Genomic DNA, 21,883 nt, shown 5'->3' with positions numbered 1-21,883 from the left:
CTAGAGTGCACCTCGGAGGGAGGCCGGACATGCGACGCGACCTGGCCAATCCACGGCTGCTGCGGGTGCTCAACGAGCGCCGCCTGCTCGACCAGCTCCACGAGCACGGCCCGGCCTCGCGCGCCGACCTGGCCAAGAGCACCGGCCTGTCCAAGCCCACGGTCTCGGCCGCCCTGGCCGGGCTGGCGGAGGACGGCCTGGTCCACCTGGTCGGGGAGGTGTCCGGGCGGCCCGGCCCGGTGTCCTCGCTCTACGACATGAACGCCGCCTCCACCCACGTCGCCGGGATCGACATCGGCCGCGACTGGATCCGGGTGGCCGTGGCCGACCTGCGCGGCACGTTCGCGGGGCGTACCGACGGGCGCAACACGGCCCGTACCTCGGCCGAGCTGGCCGGGCTGGTGGGCGAGCTGGCCAGGGCGGCGGCCCGCGAGGCGGAGGTCGAGTGGCGCACGATCACCTGCGCGGTGGTCGGCTCGCCCGGCGTGTACGACCCCGTCCGCGGCGGCCTCGACTTCGCCCCCAACCTGCCCGGCCCGCCGGACCTGGCCGACCGGCTGCGCGCGGCCCTCGGCGTCGAGCTCGTCATCGAGAACGACATCAACCTGGCCGCCGTCGGCGAACACGCCCACGGGGCCGGCCGCGGCAAGGCCAACTTCGCCCTGGTGTCCATCGGCACGGGCGTCGGCATGGGCATCGTGATCAACGGCGAGCTGTACGTGGGGGCGCGGGGGGCGGCCGGGGAGGTCTCCTACGTCCCCGCCGCCGAAGAACCGGTCACCGCCGCGCAGAGCGCCGACTCCTTCGTGGCGGGCGGGGACTCGTTCGCCCAGGGTGCCGACGCGTTCGCGCACGGGGCCACCGAGGCCGTCACCTCCGCCCCGGGTGTCGTGCGCGCCGCGCGGGCGGCAGGGCTGGAGCTGGAGACGGCCAGGGAGGTCTTCGCCGCCGCCGCCGACGGGAACGAGGCGGCCAGGTCGGTGGTGGAGGCCGAGGGCCGGCGCATCGGCGGGCTGCTGGTGGCGGTGGCCGCCGTGCTGGACCCGGAGGTGATCGTGCTGAGCGGGGGAGTGGGCCGCAACCTCGACCTGCTGGGCGCGTCCGTCGAGCGCCGCATCGCCGAGCTCGGGCCGCTGCGTCCGCGGGTGGTGGCCAGCGTGCTCGGCGACAGCGGCGTCCTGCTGGGCGCGGTCGCCCACGCCAAGTCCCGCGCCTGGGACCTCATCTTCGACGCCCGCAGACACTGACCCCCGGCCCCTCGGGCCCCGGCCCCTCGGACCCCCGGGCTCCCCGGCCCCGGCCCCGGACCCCCGGAGGCTACGGGGGCGGCGCGTTCGGGTGGCGCGCCTTCGGGCGGTGCGGGTCTGGGGGGCGCGCCTTGCGTGCTTTGGTGGGGGTTTGGGCTCTGCGGGGGGTGGGGGGCGCCTTTACGATGTGGGGGTGGCCGGCCTCCTTCGTTCCGTGTGGCGCGAGCCTCGTCCCCCTGGCCCGCCGGTGCGGGTGTGGCGCGACTGGGCGCTCGTCGCGGCGCTCGTGCCGGCCGCGGTGATCGAGGGCGTCCTGCGGCCCGACCTCCGGTGGCCGGTGGTCTCGACGGCCGTCACCGTCGCGCTGATCCCCACGCTGCTGTGGCGCCGGACCAGGCCGCTGCTCATGGTCGCGCTCGTCTTCGGCGTCACCACCCTGGCCCCGCTGCTGACCGGCGGCGAGCCGGTGGAGACGTACACGCTGGTCTTCGTGACGATCGTGCTCTACGCGCTGTTCCGGTGGGGTTCGGGGCGCGAGGCCGGGATCGGGATGGCGGCGGGGCTCGTCGCGGTCGGCCTGTCGCTGGCCTCCGGCCGCATGGCGATCGGCGACGTCGTCCCGGCGCTGGGCGTGCTGGTCGCGACCGTCGGGCTGGGCAGCGCCTTCCGGTACCGGGCCGGCGCGCGGCTGCGCGAGCTCGACCAGGTCAAGCTGCTCGAACGCGAACAGCTCGCCCGCGACCTGCACGACACCGTCGCCCACCACGTCTCGGCCATGGCCATCCGCGCCCAGGCGGGCCTGGCCACCGCCGCCTCCGAGCCGGGCGCGGCCACCGACGCGCTGCGGGTGATCGAGGCCGAGGCGTCGCGCACGCTCGCCGAGATGCGGGCCATGGTCCGGGTGCTGCGCAGGAACGAGCCGGCGGAGCTGGCCCCGGGCCGCCACCTCGACGACCTGCGGCAGCTCGCCGGCCGCCCGCGGGTCGGCCCGGCCGTCGAGGTGGAGGTCGCGGACGGGCTCGGTGACCTGCCGCCGTCGGCGGGCGCCGCGCTCTACCGCATCGCCCAGGAGTCGATCACCAACGCCCGGCGGCACGCCCGCCACGCCACCCACATCACCGTCCGCGTCACCGCCGACGACGCCTCCGTCCGCCTGACCGTGAGCGACGACGGCGACCGCGCCGGTGGCGTCGCCGCCCCCGGTTACGGTCTCATCGGCATGATCGAACGCGCCGCCCTGCTCGGCGGCACCTGCGAGGCGGGCCCCAACCCCAACCGGGGCTGGACGGTCACCGCCGTCCTGCCCAGGGAAGCCGCATGACCGACCAGCGGCAGCCGCATGACCGAGCAGGGGAAGCCGCATGACCGACCGACGGGAGGCCGCGTGACCGACCAGGGGAAGCCCGCGTGACCGAGCAGCGGGAGGCGGGGGCCATCCGGGTGCTCGTCGCCGACGACCAGGAGATCGCCCGCACCGGGCTCAGGATGATCCTCGACGCCCAGCCCGGCATCGAGGTCGTCGGCGAGGCCGGCGACGGCAGGCGGGCCGTCGAGCTGGCCCGCCGCCTGCGTCCCGACGTGTGCCTGTTCGACATCCGCATGCCCGGCCTCGACGGCATCGCGGCCACCCGGCAGCTGGCCGGGCCCGACGTCGCCGACCCCATGGCGGTGGTCGTGATCACCACCTTCGACCTCGACGAGTACGTCTACGCCGCCCTCCGCGCCGGAGCCAGGGGCTTCCTGCTCAAGGACGCCGGCCCAGCGCTGCTCGCCCAGGCGGTGACCGCGGCGGCCGGCGGCGAGGCGCTCATCGCCCCGAGCGTGACCGCGCGTCTGCTGGCCGCGTTCGCCGGGGCCGGGCGTACCGAGGCGCCCGCGCAGCCGGTCGAGGCGCTCACCGGCCGCGAGGAGGAGATCCTGCGCGCGGTGGCCCGCGGCCGGACCAACAGCGAGATCGCCGCCGAGCTGCACATCTCGCTCAGCACGGTCAAGAGCCACGTCGCGAGCCTGATGACCAAGCTCGGCGTGCGCAACCGCGTCGAGATCGCCATGTGGGCCTACGAGACCGACCGCGTACGCACCTGACCCCGGCGGACGACCGACTCGGCCACCGCCAGGTTGATCACCCAGCCCGCGCCGACGAGCAGCGCCCGGCCCAGCTCGCCGGGTGGCCCGAAGGCGGCCAGCCCGAACGCCAGGGTGAACGCCTGCGTGCCCGCGCCGAGCCCGATCGCGTACCCGCGCGCCATCCAGGCCCGATGCCGGGCGACGTCGCGCCGCCGGATCGCGGCCAGGCCGAGCAGGAGGCAGGCGGCCATGGCCGTCCCGAACAGCAGCCGGAAGGCGGCCAGCAGCGTGCCGTCGCCCGCCGGAAGGTCGGAGAAGAGCGTCAGCCACAGCCCTGACAGCGCCGCGACCAGCCCGGACGCCACCAGCGCCCGCCCAGCCACCCGGTGCCACCCGGGCCTCCGGGCCCGGAACCCGGCCTGGAACTGGAACGTGCCGAGGACGCAGAACGCCAGCGACGCCGGGATGTGCAGCAGCACCGGCAGGGGCATGGCGAAGAACCGCGCGTTGTCGGCCGTGACGGCGGCGCCGGAGGCCAGCTCGGTCACCCGGAGGGCGCCGGCGACCAGGGGGACGACGCTGAGCGTGAGCAGCCCGGCAGGTGCGATCCATCTCATGGGGAAGAGCGTGACGGCCGCGGCCGTGCCGGGTCATCGCGCGGACGGCCCCTCCCTGTTCGCACCATCGGCGGGACGGGCCGTCGTACTTTCGGCCATCGAGCCGTCGCCTTTCGACCGTTGAGGGTCCGCGCAGGTCGCGCCCACACTGACGGCACATCCACGAGGGAGGAAACGATGAAGGCCTACGTCCTGCGCAGGTTCGGCTCGCCCGACCAGCTCGTCCTGACCGAGGTCGAGCGGCCCGTGCCGCGCGACGACGAGGTGCTGATCCGGGTGCGGGCCACGTCCGTGCAGCCCTATGACTGGCACTTCATGCGGGGAGAGCCGTACCTGGCCCGGGTCATGGGCGGCGGGGTCGGGCTGCTGCGGCCGAGCATCGCCGTCCTCGGGGCCGACGTGGCGGGGGAGGTCGAGGCGGCGGGCAAGGACGTCACGCTGTTCCGCCCCGGCGACGAGGTGTACGCGATGTCCCTGCGGGGCGGCTTCGGCGAGTACGTCTGCCTGCGGCAGGACGAGGTGGCCCCCAAGCCGCGGGGGCTGTCGTTCGAGCAGGCGGCGGCGGTGCCGATGGCGGCCAACACCGCGCTGATCGCGCTGCGCGACGAGGGACGCGTGCAGCCGGGCCAGAAGGTGCTGGTCAACGGCGCGTCCGGCGGTGTGGGCACGTTCGCCGTGCAGCTCGCCAGGTCGATGGGGGCCCACGTCACCGGCGTGTGCGGCGGGCGCAACGCGGACCTGGTCCGCTCGCTCGGCGCGGACGACGTCGTCGACCACACCAAGGAGGACTTCGCGGCCTCGGGCCGGTGCTTCGACCTCCTCATCGACGTGGCGGGCGGCCGCCGGCTGTCGGACTGCCGTCGCGTGCTGACCAGGAAGGGCACGTACGTGCTGGTCGGCGGGCCGGCCGGCCGCTGGGTGCAGCCGGCCGGCCACATGTTCGCCGCACTGGCGTCGGCGTCCTTCGTCCCGCAGCGGATCGTCAGGGCGGACGTGGTCCGCTGCGGGAGCAACAGGGCGAACCTGCTGACGCTGACCGGGCTGATCGAGCAGGGGGAGGTCACCCCGGTCATCGACAGGACCTTCCCGTTCGGCGAGATCCCGGCGGCCGTCCGCTACCAGGAGGAGGGACACTCGCCGGGGAAGGTCGTCGTCACAGGGTCGCGGTGAGCATGGCGGGGGCCGGGGCCTTGCGGAGCTGGGCGTAGTCGGCCCAGCGCTTGACGCCCTTGGGGTCGGGGCGTACCGCGCCGACGAAGGCCTGCCTGCGCCACTGCGACAGGCGTTCCTCCTTCACCACGTCGCCGGTGTGGGGGGAGTGGACCATGTAGCCGGGCTTGGAGATCATGCCGACGTGGCCGAGGCCGCTGAAGAACACCAGGTCGCCTGGTTTGAGGTCCTTCCAGGCGATTTTCTTGGAGAAGGCGCCGTACTGATCCGCGGCGACTCTGGGGAGCTCGATGCCGGCGTCCTCGTAGGCCCGGAGCATGAGGCCCGAGCAGTCGTAGCCCCGCTCGCTGGCGCCGCCCCACACGTACGGGGTGCCGCGCTTGTCCATGGCGTATTCGAGGGCGACCTTCCAGGCCGGTTTCGGCACGTGCCGTTCCTGGACCTGTTTCACCTGGGGGCCGGTGAGGGTGATGGCGGGGGTGGGGGCGGCGGGAGCGACGGGAGCGGCGGGCGCGAGACCCGCTCCGCCCGCCGCCACCGCCAGGAGAATGGCGATGCTAGACAGGGGACTGTCCTTCCACGTGGCCGGCCGGGTTAGCTGACGGGCTCGGGCCTGGAAGTAGCCCTACGGCGGTGCTTGAGAGCGGTGCCGATTCGCCCCGGGGGGAAAGATGGGTCCCCGGCTCCACGCAGCGGCTGCGTGGATTAGGCTCGTCGGACTCTAACGAAACGGTCAAAAGGTCGCAATCCCCCCAAAACGGATTGTCCGGAGATTGAGATGATGTGTTCGTCAGCCGAGACGAGCCGGTAAGGTACCGCCCATGGAGTCGCGTAACATCCGCCTGGCCGTCATCCCCGGGGATGGCATCGGCGCCGAGGTCGTAGCCGAAGGGCTCAAGGCCCTGGAGGCCGTGGGCACGAAGATCGAGCCCACCCACTACGACCTGGGCGCAGCCCGCTACCACCGCACGGGCGAGACGCTGCCCGACGCGGTGCTCGAAGAGCTGCGCGGCTACGACGCGATCCTGCTCGGCGCCGTGGGCGACCCCAGCGTGCCGCCGGGCATCCTGGAGCGCGACCTGCTGCTCAAGCTCAGGTTCGAGTTCGACCACTACGTCAACCTGCGCCCGGTCAAGCTGTTCCCCGGCGTCGAGACCGCGCTGGCCGGCGCCACCGCCGAGCACATCGACATGGTCGTCGTCCGCGAGGGCACCGAGGGCCTCTACGCCGGCACCGGCGGCGTCATGCGGCGCGGCACGCCGCACGAGATCGCCACCCAGGAGTCGCTGAACACCGCCCACGGTGTCGAGCGCGTCGTTCGTTACGCCTTCCAGAAGGCGCAGTCGCGGCCCCGCAAGAAGCTCACGCTCGTCCACAAGACGAACGTGCTCACCTTCGCCGGCGACCTGTGGCAGCGCATGGTCAACCGCGTGGCCGAGGAGTTCCCCGACGTCACCACCGACTACAGCCACATCGACGCGGCCTCGATGTTCTTCGTCACCCAGCCCGAGCGCTTCGACGTGATCGTCACCGACAACCTGTTCGGCGACATCATCACCGACCTCGGCGCCGCGATCGCCGGCGGCATCGGCCTGGCGGCCAGCGGCAACATCAACCCCGAGCGCACCTCGCCGAGCATGTTCGAGCCGGTGCACGGCAGCGCGCCCGACATCGCCGGTCAGGGCAAGGCCGACCCGACCGCCACCATCCTGTCCGTGGGCATGCTCCTCGACCACCTCGGCCTGCACGCCGAGGCCGCCAAGGTCGAGCAGGCCGTGGCCGCCGACATCGCCGAGCGCGTCACCGGCCGCGCCGGCCGTTCGACCAGCGAGATCGGCGACGACATCTCCGCGCGAGTATCCGGCTAGGACCGTCTAGCCCCGTACGCGCCTGGCGGTCCCGACGAGGACTGCCAGGCGCTTTTTGGCGTCCAGAGGGTTGAACCCATCCCAACTGCCTCTTGCCATCCCAAATGGCAAGACAATAGGAAGTACGAATACTGCTCGTGGGCAGTAGCTTTCAGGATCGTAGATTCGCAGAGAGAAGGACCGCCGTCATGACCATCGCTCAGAAGCTCAGCTTCGACGTGCAGCATTCCGACCACGCTCGCACCGCGGCCGAGCGGGAGCAGGTACTGGCGAACCCCGGGTTCGGGCAGGTCTTCACCGACCACATGATCACGATCGACTACACCGAGGGCCAGGGGTGGCACGACGCCGCGCTCCTGCCGTACGGGCCGCTCCTGCTCGACCCCGCGACCTCGGTCTTCCACTACGCGCAGGAGCTGTTCGAGGGACTGAAGGCGTACCGGCAGATCTCCGGCTCGATCGTGGCCTTCCGTCCGTACGCGAACGCCGCCCGCTTCAACCGCTCGGCCGAGCGCATGGCCATGCCGGAGCTGCCGGAGGAGGCGTTCGTGGAGTCGCTGGAGCTCCTGGTCTCGGCCGACAAGGAGTGGGTGCCGACCACCGAGGGCCACAGCCTCTACCTGCGTCCGTTCATGTTCGCCACGCAGGCCGGGCTCGGCGTCAACTACCCGTCGAAGACCTACAAGTACATGGTCATCGCCTCGCCGGCGGCCTCGTACTTCGCCGGTGGCATCAAGCCCGTCTCGGTGTGGCTGTCGACCGAGTACACGCGCGCCGCGCCCGGCGGCACCGGCTTCGCCAAGTGCGGCGGCAACTACGCCGCCGCCTTCGTCGCCCAGCGCCAGGCCGTCGAGAACGGCTGCGACCAGGTCGTCTGGCTCGACGCCCACAAGCACGAGTACGTCGAGGAGATGGGCGGGATGAACCTGTTCTTCGTCTTCGGCAACAAGCTCGTCACCCCGGCGCTCACCGGCACCCTGCTGCCCGGCATCACCCGCGAGTCGATCCTGGAGCTGGCCGACGAGCTCGGCCTGGAGACCGAGGAGCGGCTGATCTCGGTGGACGAGTGGGAGTCCGCCTGCGCCGCCGGCGAGCTGACCGAGGTGTTCGCGTGCGGCACCGCCGCCGTGGTGACCCCCGTGGGTTCGGTCAGGGGCGCCGACCGCTCCTGGACCATCGCCGACGGCACCCCGGGCCCGGTGACCATGCGGGTGCGCGAGGAGCTCGTCGGCATCCAGTACGGCGCCCGCCCCGACACCCGCGGCTGGATCCACAAGATCGCCTAGGGCGTGCCCGGGAGGCCGGCGTTCAGCCGCCGGCCACCGCCGGGATCCCGTGGTCAAGGGGGGTCTAGTGGTTCTTCCTGATCATCGTGATCCCGTCGGCGATCGGCAGCACGACCACGCTCACCCGCGGGTCCTCGATCACCAGGTCGTTGAACTCGCGGATCTGCACCGTCGTCGGCTCCGCGTGCGCCGGGTCGGCCACGTGCCCGCTGCGCAGCGTGTTGTCGGCCAGCAGCAGGCCGCCCGGCCGCAGCCGCTCGACCAGCAGCTCGTAGTAGCCGGGGTAGTTGCCCTTGTCGGCGTCGAGGAAGGCCAGGTCGACGGGCTCGTCGAAGGCGGCCAGCGTCTCCAGGGCGGGCCCGAGCGTCAGCGAGACGCGGTCGGTCACGCCCGCCTTCTCCCAGTAGCGCCGGGCGATCGAGGTCCACTCCTCGCTCACGTCGAAGCAGTGCAGCCGCCCGCCGGACAGCCCCCGCGCGATGCAGATCGAGGAGTAGCCGGTGAACGTGCCCACCTCGACCGCCACGGCCGGGGCCGCGAGCTGGGTGAGCATGGTCAGGAAGCGGCCCTGGTCGGCGGAGATCTGCATGCCGGCGCGGTCGCCCGTCGCCTCGGCCGTCTCCCGTGCCAGCTCCTCCAGCAGGGAGTCGGGCGGGGTGGAGTGGTCGAGGATGTACCGGCCCACCGCGGGGTCGAGGAGGTTCGCCTTCATGAAGGTCATTCTCTCCTCACAGCGTTCTCTCACCGTCATCAGGTACCAATGAGGGAGCCGCGCCGGGCGGCCGTCCGGAGAGTGGTTCTGGCGTTGGTAGGGTCTGCGCGATCGGTGAGCGGGGAAATGGGCGGATGATGAAGCGGTTGATTGCGGTCGTGGTCGCGGGTGCGGCCCTGGTGGTGCTGGGTGTGCTGGCTTTCTCGGAGCCGGGTGAGACGGCCGGGTCGGTACGCCTGACCAGGCAGCTCGACGGTTCGATGGTCCTGGCCGACAGGTCCAGCGACGCGCCCGTGCTCGACGTGTACGAGGACTTCGACTGCCCGATCTGCAAGGAGATGCACTCCAAGGTCGACGGCACGATCCAGAAGCTGGCCAAGGAGGGCAGGCTCAAGGTCGTCTTCCACCCCGTGACGATCTTCCAGGACGAGCCCATGCGCTCCAACTCCATCAGGGCCGCGGCCGCCGCCCGGTGCATGCCGGAGGAGAACTGGCTGGCCTTCAGGGACGCGCTCTACGCGATGCAGCCCGCCCCGCACGGCACGGCCTCGGGCTTCACCGTGCAGGAGCTGGTCGCGGCGGCCAGGAAGGCGGGCGCCTCGGTGGACGAGTGCGTGACCTCGCAGTCGTACGCCAAGACGCACCTGGCGGAGACCGCGAAGATCCAGATCCAGGGCACGCCGACCGTCCTGCTCAACGGGCAGCAGCTCGGCAACGAGGTGTTCGACCCGGCGGCGCTCGAACGCGTCATCGTCGGCGGCACCGGCGTGCAAGTGTAAAGGTCGTGTCCACGAGTTGAGACCGATGTGCCAGATGGTGAATCCCTGTGGCAGACTGGCAGGCACCATGTTCTACAGTCTGCTCATTATCGGCAGGCGCGCTGGCTGACACAGGGACACCGCCAGCGCGCAGACCTCTCACGTCCGTGAGGGGTCTTTTTGTTTTCCAGGACACGGATCCGAAAGAAGAGACTCATGGCCGACGACCGCTTCCACGTCTACGACACGACGCTGCGCGACGGCGCGCAGCAGGAAGGACTCAACCTCACCGTCGTCGACAAGCTCGCCATCGCGCGGCACCTGGACAGCCTGGGCGTCGGTTTCATCGAGGGGGGCTGGCCGGGCGCCAACCCCAAGGACACAGAGTTCTTCAGGCGCGCTCGAACAGAGCTCGACCTGAAGCACGCGCAGCTCGCCGCGTTCGGCGCGACCCGCCGGGCCGGTGTGAAGGCCGCCGACGACCCCTTGGTAGCCGCATTGCGCGAATCCGGCGCGCCGGTCGTGACCCTTGTCGCCAAGAGCCACGACCGGCACGTGGAGCTGGCCCTCCGCACGACTCTCCAGGAGAACCTCGCGATGATCCGCGACACGGTCTCTCACCTTCGTGCGGAGGGACAGCGAGTCTTCCTCGACGCCGAGCACTTCTTCGACGGCTACAAGTCCAACCCAGCCTACGCGCTCGAAGTGCTGCGGACCGCCGCCGAAGCCGGGGCCGACGTCATCGCCCTGTGCGACACGAACGGCGGCATGCTGCCCGACGAGCTGGCCGAGACCGTGCACGCGGCCGTCCAGACCAGCGCCCGCGTCGGCATCCACTGCCACGACGACACCGGCTGCGCCGTCGCCAACACCCTCGCCGCGGTCAAGGCGGGCGCCACGCACGTCCAGGGCTGCGCCAACGGCTACGGCGAGCGCTCGGGCAACGCCAACCTCTTCACCGTCGTCGCCAACCTCCAGCTCAAGCGCGGTTTCGACCTCGTCCCGCAGGAGGCGCTGGCGGACATGACCCGCATCGCGCACGCGATCACCGAGGTCACCAACGTCACCCCCAACTCGCACGCCCCCTACGTCGGCATGTCCGCCTTCGCGCACAAGGCCGGGCTGCACGCCAGCGCCATCAAGGTCGACCCCAACCTGTACCAGCACATCGACCCGGCCGCCGTGGGCAACGACATGCGCATGCTCGTCTCCGACATGGCCGGCCGCGCCTCCGTCGAGCTCAAGGGCCGCGAGCTGGGCTACGAGCTGACCCCGGAGCACACCAAGACGCTGGTCGAGCGGGTCAAGGAGCTGGAGTCGCAGGGGTTCACCTTCGAGGCCGCGGACGCGTCGTTCGAGCTGCTGCTGCGCGACACCGTCCAGGGGGAGCGCCGCCGGCACTTCGAGGTGGAGTCGTGGCGGGTGATCGTCGAGCGTACGAAGGGCGGCGAGCTGGTCAGCGAGGCCACCGTCAAGCTGCGTGCCAAGGGCGAGCGCATCGTCGCCACCGGCGAGGGCAACGGCCCCGTCAACGCCCTGGACAAGGCCGTACGGCAGGGGCTGGAGCAGCTCTACCCGGAGCTGGCCAGGCTGGAGCTGGTGGACTACAAGGTCCGCATCCTCGAAGGCACCCACGGCACGGACGCCGTCACCCGCGTCCTCATCACCTCCAGCGACGACACCGCCGAGTGGGCGACGGTGGGGGTGGCCGAGAACATCATCGACGCTTCCTGGCAGGCGCTGGAGCAGGCGGTCACGTACGGCCTGCTGCGCGCGGGCCGCGACTGCGGCTGACCCCCGAGGCGACGCTCGCTCCGAGCGGGCTTCGCGGCTGAGGGCCGCCCTCCTGGAGGGGTGGCCCTCGGTCGGGGTCGCGGGGCGAGGGGTGAGCCGGGCGGGCCCGGTGGCGGATCGCTGGGCGCTGCCGGTGTCAGTGAGGAAGGACCACGGCCCGTACGCCGGGGAGATCGTCGAACGCGGCGGAGGCGTCCATGGTGACCACGACGCGCGCGGTGGCCGCCGCCGTCGCCGCGATGAGCAGGTCGTAGGCTCCTCGCTTCTTCCCCTCCCGCCGGACATGGGCCATGAGGCGCCCATGAACCCTGGCGACGTCCGTGGTGTACTCCTCGACCGGAATCAGGGCGAGGGCCTCGTCCACGAACGCCTGCCTGTACGGGCGACGGGCGTCGTCGGCCAGTTCGACGCCCACGAGCAGTTCGGCCACGGTGATCGCCGCGATCGCCACATCGTCGGTGTCCCCGATCACCGCGTCGATCGCCGCCCTGCCGGGCTCGGCTGCGATGAGCACCCCTGTGTCCAGGATCAGGCGTCGGGCCACGTGTCCCTCATCTCGTCGTCGAACGCCTCGCGGGCTGCGGCGACATCGGTGGCGAAGTCGGCGTCCAAGGAGGCCGCGCTTCTCGCCAGGAACGCCTTGACCATGCGGCCCGGTGCCGCGGGAGCCGGTCCGATCACGGCGATCTGCTTCCCGCCGCGAGTGACCACGATCGTCTCTCCGTGTTCGGCCTCGTCGAGGACGGCGGCGAAGCTTCTGGACGCTTCGGTGGCGGTCATCACCTTCATGGAATCAGATTATCTGATCGATGGGATGTCGTCCGGGGGGTCACCGGGGCGGACGAGGCCTGATTCGTAGGCGTGGCGGACCAGCTGGGCGCGGTCGCGGAGGGCGAGCTTGGTCAGCAGGCGGTTGATGTGGGTGCTGACGGTCGCCTCCGTGATGGACAGCGTGCCGGCGATCTCGGTGTTGGACAGCCCCCGCGCCACCAGCCGCAACACCTCCTCCTCCCGGGCGGTCACCCCCATGGCCGCCGGGGACGCCGGTGGGGCCGTACGCCGGTAGGCCGCCACGACGCGCCCGGTCACGGCCGGGTCCAGCAGGACGTCGCCGCGCGCCGCGCTGCGGATGGCGGCGAACAGGTGCTCGGGCGGCGACACCTTGAGCAGGAACCCGCTGACCCCGGCGTGCAGGGCGAGGTCGAGGTTCTCGTCGGTGTCGTAGGTGGTCAGCATGATCACCCGGGGCGGGGCGGGGGCCGCGAGGATGCGTCCGGCGGCCTCCAGCCCGTTCAGGCGGGGCATCGCGATGTCGAGCAGGACGACGTCGGGACGCAGGCCGCGGGCCAGCTCCACGGCCCGCTCCCCGTCGGCCGCCTCGCCCAGCACGGCCAGGTCCGGCTGGGTGCCGATCATCAGGCGCAGCCCGGCTCTGATCATCGCCTGGTCGTCGGCGATCACCACGCCGATCCGTCCGGGCTCGTCGTCGGGGTCGGGGGAGGTAGGCGTCACCGGGGGAGCACCGCCCGTACCGCGAAGCCGCCCGCGGGGAGGGGGGCCGCCGTCAGCGTGCCCTCGAAGAGGGCGGCCCGCTCGCGCATGCCGATCAGGCCGTGGCCGCCGCCCCCGCCCGACGGCGGCCGGGCTCCGCGCGGGCCCTCGTCGGTGACCTCCAGCCGCAGCTCTCCCGGCAGGTACGTGACGTTGACCGCCGCCCGCGTCGGGCCGGCGTGCTTGAGCGTGTTGGTCAGCGCCTCCTGAACGATCCGGTACGCCGACAGATCCAGCCCGGGAGGCAGCGGCACCCGCTCGCCCGACATCGCCGGCGTCACGTCGAGCCCCGCCGACCTGAACTGCTCCAGCAGGTCCTCCAGCCGGTCGAGCCCGGCCTGCGGGAGCGGGTCGCCGGCCTGCGTGCCGCGCAGCAGGCCGAGCATGCGCCGCAGCTCCTCCATGGCCTCCCGCCCGGCCGCCTCCACGGTGGTGAGCGCCTGCCGTTCGGGCTCCTGGTCCGCGCGCAGGAGCAGCCGTACGGTGCCGGTGTGCATGGTCATCACGCTGACGCTGTGCGCGACGATGTCGTGCAGCTCGCGGGCGATGCGGGCACGTTCCTCCTGCACGGACTCGCGGGCCAGCAGCTCGCCGCGATCGGCCGCCTGCACGGCCAGCACGCGGTGGCGGCGTACGGCCAGCCCGGCTCCGGCGGCGATGGCGCACATCACCAGCGCCACGGCGACGTCCCCCCAGCCCGGCGGCGGCGAGGACGTCGCCAGCATGCCGGCCACGAACACGCCCGTCAGCCCCAGCCCCGCCACGGCCTTCACGCTGTCGGCGCGCACCTCGGCCAGCAGCGTGCACAGCAGCACGAGCTGGGTGTAGAACTGCCAGGCCGCGGGCGGCCCGAGCGCCAGTGCGAACGTCGCGATGTCGGCGGCCGAGAAGACGGCCAGGATCGCGAAGGGGGCGCGCGTCCTGAACAGCACCCCGGCGGCCGTGACCAGCCCGGCGGCGACCCACAGGAGCACATGCGAGCGCGGGGAGGCCATCGAGCGCACGCTGACCTCCTCCGCGACCGCGAACAGGGCCACGATCGCCGCGACGAGCCAGTCGACCGGGGAGGGGGAACGGCGGTGGAGCATGAGCCGAGAGTAGCCCGCCCGGATTGTCACCTTGTGCAGCGAGTTCGGGCGAAAACCTGCCGCGATGCGCTGCGGAATCCGCCGTGAGGGGGACGCCGGATCCAAGCCTGCCTTGACGACCGGCCCGGCGGGCGACGCCTACCGTGCCCGGCATGTTCACCGACGCACTCCTCATCCGCCGCTTCCTGGCCGGCGCGAGCCTCGTCCTGGCCCCGGTCTGCCTGATCCTCGGCATGATCTTCGACCCGTCCCGGCCTGGGGTCGAGGATCCGCTGGTCTACGCGCGCAACCCGGGCGCGGTGGGCGTCAGCGCGACGCTCCTGCACTACGCCTGGGTGCTGTTCGTGCCCGCCCTGATCGCCGCCTGGCAACTGCCCGGGATGATCGGGTCCTTCCTGGGGCTGGTGCTCGTCGCGGTCGCGTACGCGCGGGCCGGCTGGTGGTTCCCGGCGGGCGTGCTCTTGGGCATCGTCGTGTGGCTGTTCGGGGCGAGCGCGTGGAACCTGGTCCTGGGGATCGGCGGTCCGGTCATCCTGCTGGCCGCGTTCGGAGCCGTCGGGGTGTCGATCATCCGCATGCCGGTCGCGCGGGAGCGGGCCGTCTAGAGCCGGTCCGGGCCACCGTCCTCGTCCAGCCAGGCGACGACGTGGGTCGTGAAGCTGTCCGCGAGGGTCAGGGGCTCGCCGCCGAGCAGGAGGAGGGCGACGAGCTGGTTGACCCCGAACGCGCGCTCCCACGTGACCGCCCGCCGGTAGGTGCCGGCGTCGACGGCGTCGCGCAGGGTGTGCCAGCCGTGCCAGCCCATGAAGGCCGCGTCGATCGCCGGGTCGAACAGGTGCGCCCGGTCCCAGTCGAGGACGCCGACCAGCTTGCCGTTCTCGTCCCAGTGGACGTTGTCGCCGACCAGGTCGCCGTGGACCAGCGCGTCGGGGACGGGTTCCAGGGCCAGGGCGTCGTCCAGGCGTCGCCGCCCTTCGTCGCGCCACCTGGCGGGGAAGCGGGGGAGCACCTCCTCGGCGAGGATCGTGCTCCAGCTCGCCGGCCCGGCGTACGCGCGCGGGGCGGGCAGCAGGGCACGCAGCTCCGGGGTGACCGGAAGTTCGCGGAGGGCCCCGAGCAGCTCGCCGATCAGCGCCGGGTCGCCCTGGCCCGCGTCGTGCCCGGCGCCGCGCACCCAGGACACCGCCACGGCCGCGCGCTCCCCGAACGTCGTCACCGGCGTCAGCGGCTCGGGCACGGCGAACGGCAGCCCGGCGGCACCGATCGCGCGCAGCAGCTCGGTCCGCCGCGGCAGCGCCTCGGACACGCTCGGCCGCCGGCCGACCCGCACGGCCGCCACCCCGGGCACCAGGACGACGTCGTGCATCCCGCCACGGGCCAGCCGCGCCGTGTCGAGAGGAGCGCCGGGCACGAGCACGTCGGCGATCTCCATCAGATCAGGGGGTACGGGCTCGCTCATCGGGTCATTTCTTCCGCGCCGGATGTTCCGCCCGAGCTTACGTGGGTCCGGAGCGGTGCCCGGCCTCCATACGATGGTGATCCATGAGCTTCAGTGTGCTGGGCGTGCACGCCCATCCCGACGACGAGGCGATCTGGACGGGCGGCACCCTCGCCAAATACGCCGACGAGGGCGCGCGGACGGCCGTCGTCACCTGCACGTGGGCCGAGGGCACCCAGCGCGCGCAGGAGCTGGAACGGGCCCTCGACATCCTCGGCGCGGGCAAGCCCCGGCTGCTGGGCTTCGCCGACGCGAACAAGCCCGAGTCCGCCCTCGGCCGCCCGCGCTTCCTCGACGTGCCGTTCGACGAGGCGGTGGGCCTGCTGGTCGAGCACATCAGGGACGTCAGGCCCGACGTCGTGCTCACCTACGACGGCTTCGGCGCCTACGGCCACCCCGACCACGTCCACGTGCACCGTGTCACCCTGGCCGCCGTCGAGGCGGCCGGGTACGACCAGCTCCACCGCGACGCGGGCGAGCCCTGGCGGCCGCACGCGCTCTACCTGGCGACCATCCCGCGCTCGGTCGTGACGTCACACTGGCGGGCGGTCTTCGGCGCCGACCCGGAGCCGGGCCAGGCCCTGCCCGGGGTCCCCGACGACCAGGTCTCGGCCGCGATCGACGTGTCGCGCTGGTCGGAGCGCAAGTGGGCGGCGATGCTCGCCCACGAGTCCGAGGTCGGGCGCGGCGCGTCGATGACCATGCTGACCGGGCTGCCGGAGCGGGCCCGCGCCCAGATGCTGTCCAACGAGTGGTACCGCCGGATCGCGTTCTAGAGCAGCCCGGCGGAGAGGGGCTGGCCCTCGACCTTGAGCTTGCCGCCCGAGCACGACACCTTCGGCGAGTCGGTGCCCGGCACGATCACCGTCAGCAGCGACCTGGCCGCCGGCGACACCACCACGTTGGTGGCCTCCTTGGCCAGGTACGTGGGCGACACCCAGCCCAGCTTGCCGCCGCGCTCCACCTTCTGCCCGCCGACCCGGCGGCACGCGGAGAACTGCATCAGCGTCACCTTGAAGGCGCCGTCGGCCAGCACCACCTTGCCGCCGGAGTTCGAGACGACCTTGTACGAGGGCGCGAACCGCCACAGGTTCCTGACCTTCTTGCCCCCGGAGGCCGTGTCGAGCACCGCCATCAGGTCCTGGCCGTGGTTCACCAGCACCGCACGCGTCCGGCTCACGCCGTAGGCCTTGTCCGTGAGCCGGAAGGCCTGCCGGTCCTTGCCGTAGGAGGTCTTGGTCAGCTTGGACGAGGTGCGCGGCCGGAACCGGGCCCCCTCGACCGTCGGCACGTTGTGCGCCTCGGGGGAGAGCGTCCAGTAGCGGTAGGCGCTCTTCTCGTAGGAGTGGAAGCCGCCGTCCATGAGGATGTCGTGGCCCTGGGCGTAGTACGTGACGCCCAGGTGGTCCTCGTGCCCGTGGAACTTCATGCCCGGGCCGAACCTGATCGAGTAGTACGACGAGTCCGGCTTGCCCCAGGCCGTCCGGCCGTAGACGTAACCGGCCTTGTAGACCTTGACCTTCTGCTTCGGGGTGCCGGTCTCCATCTTGGGCTCGGTCTCGGCGCTGCCGTCGCCGATCGGGGCCATGTAGCCGTTGGGCATCGTGGAGTGGGCGATGAAGTCCTTCAGCGCCTCGGCCCGCCGGCTGATCTCGGACGGCACCTTGCGGTCGCAGGCCTTCATGTTGGTCATGGCGACCTGGAGGCGGCCGTACACGTAGACCGCGTAGCGGGGGGCCTGCTCCATGAGCGCGCCCTGGGAGTCGACGTCCAGTTTGACCGTGCCGGTGAGCCGCCTGGAGGCCAGGTTCGACCAGTCGGAGCGGCCGTAGCGGCAGCCGATGCCCATGAGGGCGATGTCCTGGTCGATGCCGTGGTTGTGGCCCTTCTTGTACAACCGCGCGTCCGACAGCAGCTTGGCGTGGTCGGCCAGGCTGTCCTTCAGCCAGCTCTCCTTGACGTGCATGCTCAGGCACAGCAGCGGCTGCGTGCGCAGCGAGACGGGGTGGTCCTTCCACACGTACGGCTTGGTCGCGGCGGCGCCGCGCCGGTTGCTCGCCACCCAGTCCTTGGTGATCTCGGTGGCACGATCCAGGTAACGCTGCTCGCCGGTGTTCTCGTAGGCCACGACCAGGGTGCCCATCCAGCGCAGCGACTGGAAGACGAACTCCCACGACCGGTTCCGGTACGGGCTCGCCCCCCAGTCGACGTTCTTGCCCAGCTTGTACGCCGGCAGCCCCACCAGGGAGATCTCGCCCTTCATGACGTCCTCGGCCGTCGGCGTGCCCGGCAGCCAGTCTCCCTGGCACTGCGCGGTGCGGGTCACCTTGTCGGCGGCCTGCGCGGGACTCACCAGCCCGCTGGTCGCGAGCATGAGGGCAAGAGGTATCGCGAGCCGGCGCACGCCAGGGTTCCTTCCGGACAAAGAAGTGAGGGCGGGACATGCTTTCGGAATCACGATCAAGCGGTCAAGTCGCGTACCGGATCGTTAACGGCCCGATGCCCACCGGTGCCTGCGGCAGCGCGGATGTCATGCTGAATCCGTGAGATACGACGACATCGTGATCCCTGACACGCCAGCCTGCCGGGGTGCGCTGGAGGTGGCCACGCGCTACCAGACGCCCTCGCTGCTCAACCACTCCGTGCGCGCCTACCTGTGGGCCGCCGCGTACGCCCAGAGCAGGGCGATCGACTTCGACGCCGAGCTGCTCTACGTGTCGTCGATGCTGCACGATCTCGGCCTGGTCGCCGAGTTCGACAGCCAGACGGTGCCCTTCGAGGAGGCCGGCGGCCATGTGGCCTGGGCGTTCTGCGCGGGGGCCGGCTGGTCGCCCGAGCGCCGGCTGCGCGCCTCCGAGGTGATCGTCCGGCACATGTGGGAGGAGGTGCCGCTGGAGGAGGACCCGGAGGGTCACCTGCTGGAGCTCTCCACCGGCATGGACATCTCCGGACGGCGTACCGAGGACATCCCCGACGGCGTGCGGCGCGAGGTTCTGGAGCGCCATCCGCGGCTGGAGATCGCCAAGGAGTTCGCCGCCTGCATCGCCGACCAGGGGGCGCGCAAGCCGTCGAGCATCGCCGGCCGGTTCGTCCGCAACGGGGCCGCCGACCGGATCGCGAACAACCCGCTCGACGCCTAACCCTTGGGCCCGGCGCTCTGCACGACGTCGAAGCTCCACACCTGGGAGCCCGTCGCCGCCGGGCCCTGCCCGTGACCGTGCCCCTGTCCCTGCCCCTGCCCGGCGGCCGCGGCGGCCTGGGCGTGGCCGCGCTGGAACGCCTGACCCTGCTGCCAGGTCTGGAAGTCCTCCTCGCTGCGCCAGCGCGTGTAGACGAGGTACTGGTCGGTGCCCTCGACCGGCCGCAGCAGCTCGAACCACTCGAACCCGTCGGCCGACTCCACCATCCCGGCCCGGCCCGAGAAGCGCTTCTCCAGCTCCTCGCGCATCTCGTCGGGCACGGTCAGAACGTTGATCTTCACGATGGACAACGGAGGACCCCTCTCGGCGAAGCCTTAGCGCACGACCCGCTGCGTCGCAGGTGAGGGCTCCAGGCTAACGCGGGCCACCGCCGGCACGTGATCCCTGTCCAGCGCGTCCCGCAGGTTCGGCAGGGTGACCCTGGACAGGTGCTCGCTCAGCTCGGCGATCGGGGCGGCCTCGTCGGCGGCCACGCGCAGCCGTACCTCGGGGTGGCCGCGCGGGCCGACCAGGTCGGCGTCGGCGTTCAGGACGGCGGGGCTGGCCTCGACGTCGGCGGCGACCGCGTGGGCCATCCCGCCCGCCGCGATCTCGGTGACGCCGTCCGGGCCGCTCTCCAGGCGCAGCCGGGTGCGGGCGTCCCTGCGGCCCTGCACGACCAGCCAGCGCAGGGCCAGCAGCGCGACCAGGACCGACACGGCGGCCACGACCCACCACACGAGCGGGCTGTTGCCGGCGAAGAACCCGCGCGTGCCCGCGTCCACGATCGGCGTGGACGGCCCCAGCAGGCCCCGGGCCAGCGTCAGGCCGCCGAGGACGGCCAGCACCAGGCCGACCAGGGCCAGCCCCCAGCGGTTGCCGCGCCCGGTCCGCCTGTTCATCGCCGCTCCTTGACGTTGACCGCCACCTGGTACGGCTCCACCGGGTCCAGCCCGGCGAGCCTGGTGAGCACGGCCTCGCGCACGGCGTGGCCGAAGCCCTCGTCGTCCCAGCCGGACGTGGCGGGGGTGACGGCGACCGTGCGGCCGCGCAGGGTGGCGTGGGCCGAGCGCACCCCCGGCACCTCCTCGGCGGCGTGCTCCAAAGCCCTGGTGAAGCTCTTGGGACGCACCCCGATGATCAGGTCGGGGTCGCCGGTCCGTACGGGGACCATCCGCGGCCGTCCCGGCACCAGGGCGGTGACCAGCAGCGCCAGGCCGATCAGCGCGACGATCGCGGCCCCGGCCAGGACCAGCGGGTGCGACCACGGCGTCGTGGACGCCCACGCCAGCATCCGGTCGTACGGCAGCCATCGCAACGGGCTGCCGACCAGCGCGGACACCGTCTCGGCGGCGACCAGCAGGCCCAGCAGCGTGAGCAGGACGGCGACCACGATGGCGGGCGCCCGGCGCTGCGGCCGGAACGCGCGCACCGCGGCCCGGTCGGCCCCCTTGTCGCGCGGCGGCACGGCCTCCGCCCAGCCCCGATGGGCCCCGGCCCCATCCGCCGGGACGGCCCCCTGCGCCTCCTCAGGCTCTTCGGGCGGGAGGGGGCGGGTCATTCCGGGCCTCCCGCCAGATCGGTCATGATCACGTCGAGGCGCGTGACGTTCAGGCCGGTCTGCATGGCCACCCGGTTGCGCACGTGCTCCCGCAGCCGCGCGGCCACGGCGTGCAGCGGGGCCGGGTAGGCGACGGTCACGTTCAGCTTCAGGGTGGCCCGCTCGCCGCGCACCTCGGCGCTGGACGAACGCGTCCACGGCACGCCGCCCAGCTGCACGTCGCGCACCTCGGGAACCTCCCGCGCCGCGCAGCACGCGATCTTGGCGACCACCCGGTCGGCGATCTCGGTACGGCCCCGCCGCTCCGGCTCGTCCCCCGGCGCGAGCCGCTGCCGGGGGACCGTCACCTGGGGAGCGGTCGTGATCATCGCCGCCTCGCGGTCAGGCCCGACAGGTTCAGTTCGCCGGTCTCGGCGATCTTGCCGACCAGGAAGCCGACCGCGCCGAGCACGAGGACGAGCAGGAACGCGCCGAGGCCGCCGAAGGCCCCCGCGAATCCGAGGATGATGCCGACCATCATGCCGATGACCGGCAGCCAAGGGACGTTGCTCATGATTCCTCCACCACGTCGTCGATGCGTACGTTGACGGGACGCCCGCCGGTCAGCTTCCACACTGCCTGGCGGACGTCCTCGGCGGTCTCGGGCAGCGGCCGTTCCAGGGTCGCCACGATGGCGACCTCCACCACGTCCTCGCCGGTCGAGACGCCCCTGACCCGCTCCCCGCGCAGGTACGTCGCCACCGTCCCGAACGGGCCGCCGGAGAGCCCCGCCACCCCTGGGCAGGCCCGCACGAGCTCGGCCAGCGCCTCGGCCTCCGCCTCGGCGTCGGTCTCGGTGTCGGCCCTGCCACAGGCGGGGGCGTCGGGCCGGGTCATTGGACCCGGGGCTCCGGCTGCTCGATGACCTCGCGGCGACCGTCGCCCATTTCCCTGTCCTTGTCGCGGTCCTGGCCGGGCAGGTGCACGTCGTCGACCCTGATGTTGACCTCGGTGACCTCCAGGCCGCACATGCGCTCGACCGCCGCGATGACGTTCCTGCGCACGGCGGCGGCCAGGTCCGGGATCGCGGTGCCGTACTCGGCGACCAGGTCCATGTCCACGGCCGCCTGGCGTTCTCCCACCTCGACCGAGACGCCCTGCGCGACGCTGCGTTCCCCGCCGACCATGCCGCGCATGCTGCCGAGCGCCCTGGCGGCGCCGCCGCCCATGGCGTGCACGCCGGAGACCTCGCGTGCGGCCAGTCCGGCGATCTTGGCGACGACGACGTCGTCGATGCTCGTCGTGCCCTTGTCGGTGACCAGCGGGTTCGCCGATCCGCCGTCCTGTGTTCTGGCCCGCGGTACGGCAGAGGTCTGGTTGACCATCGTGTCCGGCACGTTCCATCACCCCCTAGAAGTCTCTAGATAGGCAGAGATATCCGGTTAATCACCTCCGATACCCAACAAAACGGACTCTGGGGGCATTTATGGAGGGTTCCTGACTTTTGC

The 21,883-nt window shown here is 72.2% G+C and carries 27 protein-coding genes and 1 riboswitch; of the genes, 11 read left to right on the top strand and 16 right to left on the bottom strand.

Annotated elements, in window-relative coordinates; all coding sequences use genetic code 11:
* Positions 1–29: 29 nt before the first annotated feature.
* The 3 genes from ACIA8R_RS10665 to ACIA8R_RS10655 all read left to right on the top strand — a co-directional run bounded on the left by ACIA8R_RS10665 (position 30) and on the right by ACIA8R_RS10655 (position 3,332).
* A complete protein-coding gene (locus tag ACIA8R_RS10665; RefSeq protein ID WP_397037821.1) occupies positions 30–1,247 on the top strand; it encodes an ROK family protein in 1,218 nt (405 codons plus the stop codon).
* Positions 1,248–1,440: 193 nt separating this feature from the next.
* Entirely contained in the window at positions 1,441–2,568 is a 1,128-nt protein-coding gene (locus tag ACIA8R_RS10660) for a sensor histidine kinase (RefSeq protein ID WP_397037819.1), read from the top strand.
* 86 nt (positions 2,569–2,654) lie between these two features.
* Positions 2,655–3,332: a response regulator transcription factor gene (locus ACIA8R_RS10655; RefSeq protein WP_364085124.1), complete on the top strand. Its 678-nt coding sequence runs from the start codon at positions 2,655–2,657 to the stop codon at positions 3,330–3,332.
* Here the strand turns inward: ACIA8R_RS10655 and ACIA8R_RS10650 are convergent.
* A complete protein-coding gene (locus tag ACIA8R_RS10650) occupies positions 3,305–3,931 on the bottom strand; it encodes a DUF2306 domain-containing protein (RefSeq protein WP_397037817.1) in 627 nt (208 codons plus the stop codon). The genes ACIA8R_RS10655 and ACIA8R_RS10650 overlap by 28 nt on opposite strands.
* A gap of 177 nt (positions 3,932–4,108) precedes the next feature.
* Here ACIA8R_RS10650 and ACIA8R_RS10645 point away from each other — a divergent pair, with 177 nt between their 5' ends.
* A complete protein-coding gene (locus ACIA8R_RS10645) occupies positions 4,109–5,101 on the top strand; it encodes an NAD(P)-dependent alcohol dehydrogenase (protein ID WP_397037816.1) in 993 nt (330 codons plus the stop codon).
* On the opposite strand, the gene ACIA8R_RS10640 is transcribed toward ACIA8R_RS10645, so the two are convergent.
* The gene (locus ACIA8R_RS10640; RefSeq protein ID WP_397037814.1) at positions 5,085–5,639 is read right to left on the bottom strand and encodes a C40 family peptidase; all 555 of its coding nucleotides are present in this window, start codon (positions 5,637–5,639) and stop codon (positions 5,085–5,087) included. The genes ACIA8R_RS10645 and ACIA8R_RS10640 overlap by 17 nt on opposite strands.
* Positions 5,640–5,669: 30 nt before the next feature.
* Positions 5,670–5,823, bottom strand: a riboswitch (cyclic di-AMP (ydaO/yuaA leader).
* A gap of 99 nt (positions 5,824–5,922) precedes the next feature.
* On the opposite strand from ACIA8R_RS10640, the gene ACIA8R_RS10635 reads away from it, so the two are divergent.
* Positions 5,923–6,969: a 3-isopropylmalate dehydrogenase gene (locus ACIA8R_RS10635; RefSeq protein ID WP_397037812.1), complete on the top strand. Its 1,047-nt coding sequence runs from the start codon at positions 5,923–5,925 to the stop codon at positions 6,967–6,969.
* A gap of 188 nt (positions 6,970–7,157) precedes the next feature.
* Entirely contained in the window at positions 7,158–8,255 is a 1,098-nt protein-coding gene (locus ACIA8R_RS10630) for a branched-chain amino acid aminotransferase (RefSeq protein ID WP_357697612.1), read from the top strand.
* Positions 8,256–8,319: 64 nt separating this feature from the next.
* Here the strand turns inward: ACIA8R_RS10630 and ACIA8R_RS10625 are convergent, their stop codons facing one another.
* Positions 8,320–8,967 (bottom strand): O-methyltransferase, encoded by a 648-nt coding sequence (locus ACIA8R_RS10625; RefSeq protein ID WP_357697613.1) that lies wholly within the window; start codon positions 8,965–8,967, stop codon positions 8,320–8,322.
* Between the two features lie 134 nt (positions 8,968–9,101).
* Between ACIA8R_RS10625 and ACIA8R_RS10620 the strand changes: the two genes are divergently transcribed.
* Positions 9,102–9,746, top strand: coding sequence for a thioredoxin domain-containing protein (locus ACIA8R_RS10620; RefSeq protein ID WP_364085113.1), 645 nt, complete (start codon positions 9,102–9,104; stop codon positions 9,744–9,746).
* A 195-nt stretch (positions 9,747–9,941) separates the two neighbouring features.
* The gene (cimA, locus tag ACIA8R_RS10615) at positions 9,942–11,519 is read left to right on the top strand and encodes a citramalate synthase (RefSeq protein WP_364085110.1); all 1,578 of its coding nucleotides are present in this window, start codon (positions 9,942–9,944) and stop codon (positions 11,517–11,519) included.
* A gap of 136 nt (positions 11,520–11,655) precedes the next feature.
* Here cimA and ACIA8R_RS10610 read toward each other — a convergent pair whose 3' ends face one another.
* From ACIA8R_RS10610 to ACIA8R_RS10595, 4 genes are read right to left on the bottom strand one after another with little or no spacing between them, the layout of a single operon-like run.
* Positions 11,656–12,063 carry a PIN domain-containing protein gene (locus ACIA8R_RS10610; protein WP_397037809.1) on the bottom strand — a complete coding sequence of 136 codons (408 nt, stop codon included), beginning with the start codon at positions 12,061–12,063 and terminating at the stop codon, positions 11,656–11,658.
* The gene (locus tag ACIA8R_RS10605) at positions 12,048–12,308 is read right to left on the bottom strand and encodes a type II toxin-antitoxin system Phd/YefM family antitoxin (RefSeq protein ID WP_397037807.1); all 261 of its coding nucleotides are present in this window, start codon (positions 12,306–12,308) and stop codon (positions 12,048–12,050) included. The genes ACIA8R_RS10610 and ACIA8R_RS10605 overlap by 16 nt, the downstream gene beginning before the upstream one ends.
* Positions 12,309–12,317: 9 nt before the next feature.
* Positions 12,318–13,031 carry a response regulator gene (locus ACIA8R_RS10600; RefSeq protein WP_397037805.1) on the bottom strand — a complete coding sequence of 238 codons (714 nt, stop codon included), beginning with the start codon at positions 13,029–13,031 and terminating at the stop codon, positions 12,318–12,320.
* On the bottom strand, positions 13,028–14,158 hold the full coding sequence (locus ACIA8R_RS10595; RefSeq protein WP_397037803.1) for a sensor histidine kinase: 1,131 nt from the start codon (positions 14,156–14,158) through the stop codon (positions 13,028–13,030). The genes ACIA8R_RS10600 and ACIA8R_RS10595 overlap by 4 nt, the downstream gene beginning before the upstream one ends.
* A 152-nt stretch (positions 14,159–14,310) precedes the next feature.
* On the opposite strand from ACIA8R_RS10595, the gene ACIA8R_RS10590 reads away from it, so the two are divergent.
* Positions 14,311–14,763: a hypothetical protein gene (locus ACIA8R_RS10590; protein ID WP_397037801.1), complete on the top strand. Its 453-nt coding sequence runs from the start codon at positions 14,311–14,313 to the stop codon at positions 14,761–14,763.
* Here the strand turns inward: ACIA8R_RS10590 and ACIA8R_RS10585 are convergent.
* Positions 14,760–15,617, bottom strand: a complete 858-nt coding sequence (locus tag ACIA8R_RS10585; protein WP_364085092.1) for a phosphotransferase — start codon at positions 15,615–15,617, stop codon at positions 14,760–14,762. The two genes, ACIA8R_RS10590 and ACIA8R_RS10585, sit on opposite strands and share 4 nt — an antisense overlap.
* 83 nt (positions 15,618–15,700) lie before the next feature.
* Between ACIA8R_RS10585 and ACIA8R_RS10580 the strand changes: the two genes are divergently transcribed.
* On the top strand, positions 15,701–16,432 hold the full coding sequence (locus ACIA8R_RS10580) for a PIG-L family deacetylase (RefSeq protein WP_397037798.1): 732 nt from the start codon (positions 15,701–15,703) through the stop codon (positions 16,430–16,432).
* Here ACIA8R_RS10580 and ACIA8R_RS10575 read toward each other — a convergent pair.
* The gene (locus tag ACIA8R_RS10575) at positions 16,429–18,060 is read right to left on the bottom strand and encodes a heparinase II/III family protein (RefSeq protein ID WP_397037796.1); all 1,632 of its coding nucleotides are present in this window, start codon (positions 18,058–18,060) and stop codon (positions 16,429–16,431) included. The genes ACIA8R_RS10580 and ACIA8R_RS10575 overlap by 4 nt on opposite strands.
* A 139-nt stretch (positions 18,061–18,199) precedes the next feature.
* Here ACIA8R_RS10575 and ACIA8R_RS10570 point away from each other — a divergent pair, with 139 nt between their 5' ends.
* A complete protein-coding gene (locus ACIA8R_RS10570; protein WP_357697628.1) occupies positions 18,200–18,796 on the top strand; it encodes an HD domain-containing protein in 597 nt (198 codons plus the stop codon).
* Here ACIA8R_RS10570 and ACIA8R_RS10565 read toward each other — a convergent pair.
* From ACIA8R_RS10565 to ACIA8R_RS10535, 7 genes are read right to left on the bottom strand one after another with little or no spacing between them, the layout of a single operon-like run.
* Positions 18,793–19,146, bottom strand: coding sequence for an antibiotic biosynthesis monooxygenase family protein (locus ACIA8R_RS10565; protein ID WP_397037795.1), 354 nt, complete (start codon positions 19,144–19,146; stop codon positions 18,793–18,795). The genes ACIA8R_RS10570 and ACIA8R_RS10565 overlap by 4 nt on opposite strands.
* A 24-nt stretch (positions 19,147–19,170) precedes the next feature.
* Complete coding sequence (locus ACIA8R_RS10560; protein WP_364085080.1) at positions 19,171–19,737, bottom strand: alkaline shock response membrane anchor protein AmaP; 567 nt, start codon at positions 19,735–19,737, stop codon at positions 19,171–19,173.
* Positions 19,734–20,396: a DUF6286 domain-containing protein gene (locus ACIA8R_RS10555; RefSeq protein WP_397037794.1), complete on the bottom strand. Its 663-nt coding sequence runs from the start codon at positions 20,394–20,396 to the stop codon at positions 19,734–19,736. The genes ACIA8R_RS10560 and ACIA8R_RS10555 overlap by 4 nt, the downstream gene beginning before the upstream one ends.
* Entirely contained in the window at positions 20,393–20,764 is a 372-nt protein-coding gene (locus ACIA8R_RS10550) for an Asp23/Gls24 family envelope stress response protein (protein ID WP_364085074.1), read from the bottom strand. Before ACIA8R_RS10550 ends, ACIA8R_RS10555 begins: the two co-directional genes overlap by 4 nt.
* Complete coding sequence (locus ACIA8R_RS10545; RefSeq protein ID WP_364085071.1) at positions 20,761–20,949, bottom strand: hypothetical protein; 189 nt, start codon at positions 20,947–20,949, stop codon at positions 20,761–20,763. Before ACIA8R_RS10545 ends, ACIA8R_RS10550 begins: the two co-directional genes overlap by 4 nt.
* Entirely contained in the window at positions 20,946–21,272 is a 327-nt protein-coding gene (locus tag ACIA8R_RS10540) for a hypothetical protein (RefSeq protein WP_397037793.1), read from the bottom strand. The genes ACIA8R_RS10545 and ACIA8R_RS10540 overlap by 4 nt, the downstream gene beginning before the upstream one ends.
* Positions 21,269–21,760, bottom strand: a complete 492-nt coding sequence (locus tag ACIA8R_RS10535; RefSeq protein ID WP_397038025.1) for an Asp23/Gls24 family envelope stress response protein — start codon at positions 21,758–21,760, stop codon at positions 21,269–21,271. The genes ACIA8R_RS10540 and ACIA8R_RS10535 overlap by 4 nt, the downstream gene beginning before the upstream one ends.
* Positions 21,761–21,883 lie beyond the last annotated feature (123 nt).

This window comes from Nonomuraea sp. NPDC051191 (genome assembly GCF_044455665.1).
In the GTDB taxonomy this organism is placed as follows: Bacteria; Actinomycetota; Actinomycetes; order Streptosporangiales; family Streptosporangiaceae; genus Nonomuraea.
This window is presented reverse-complemented; position numbering and strand designations above follow the sequence as displayed.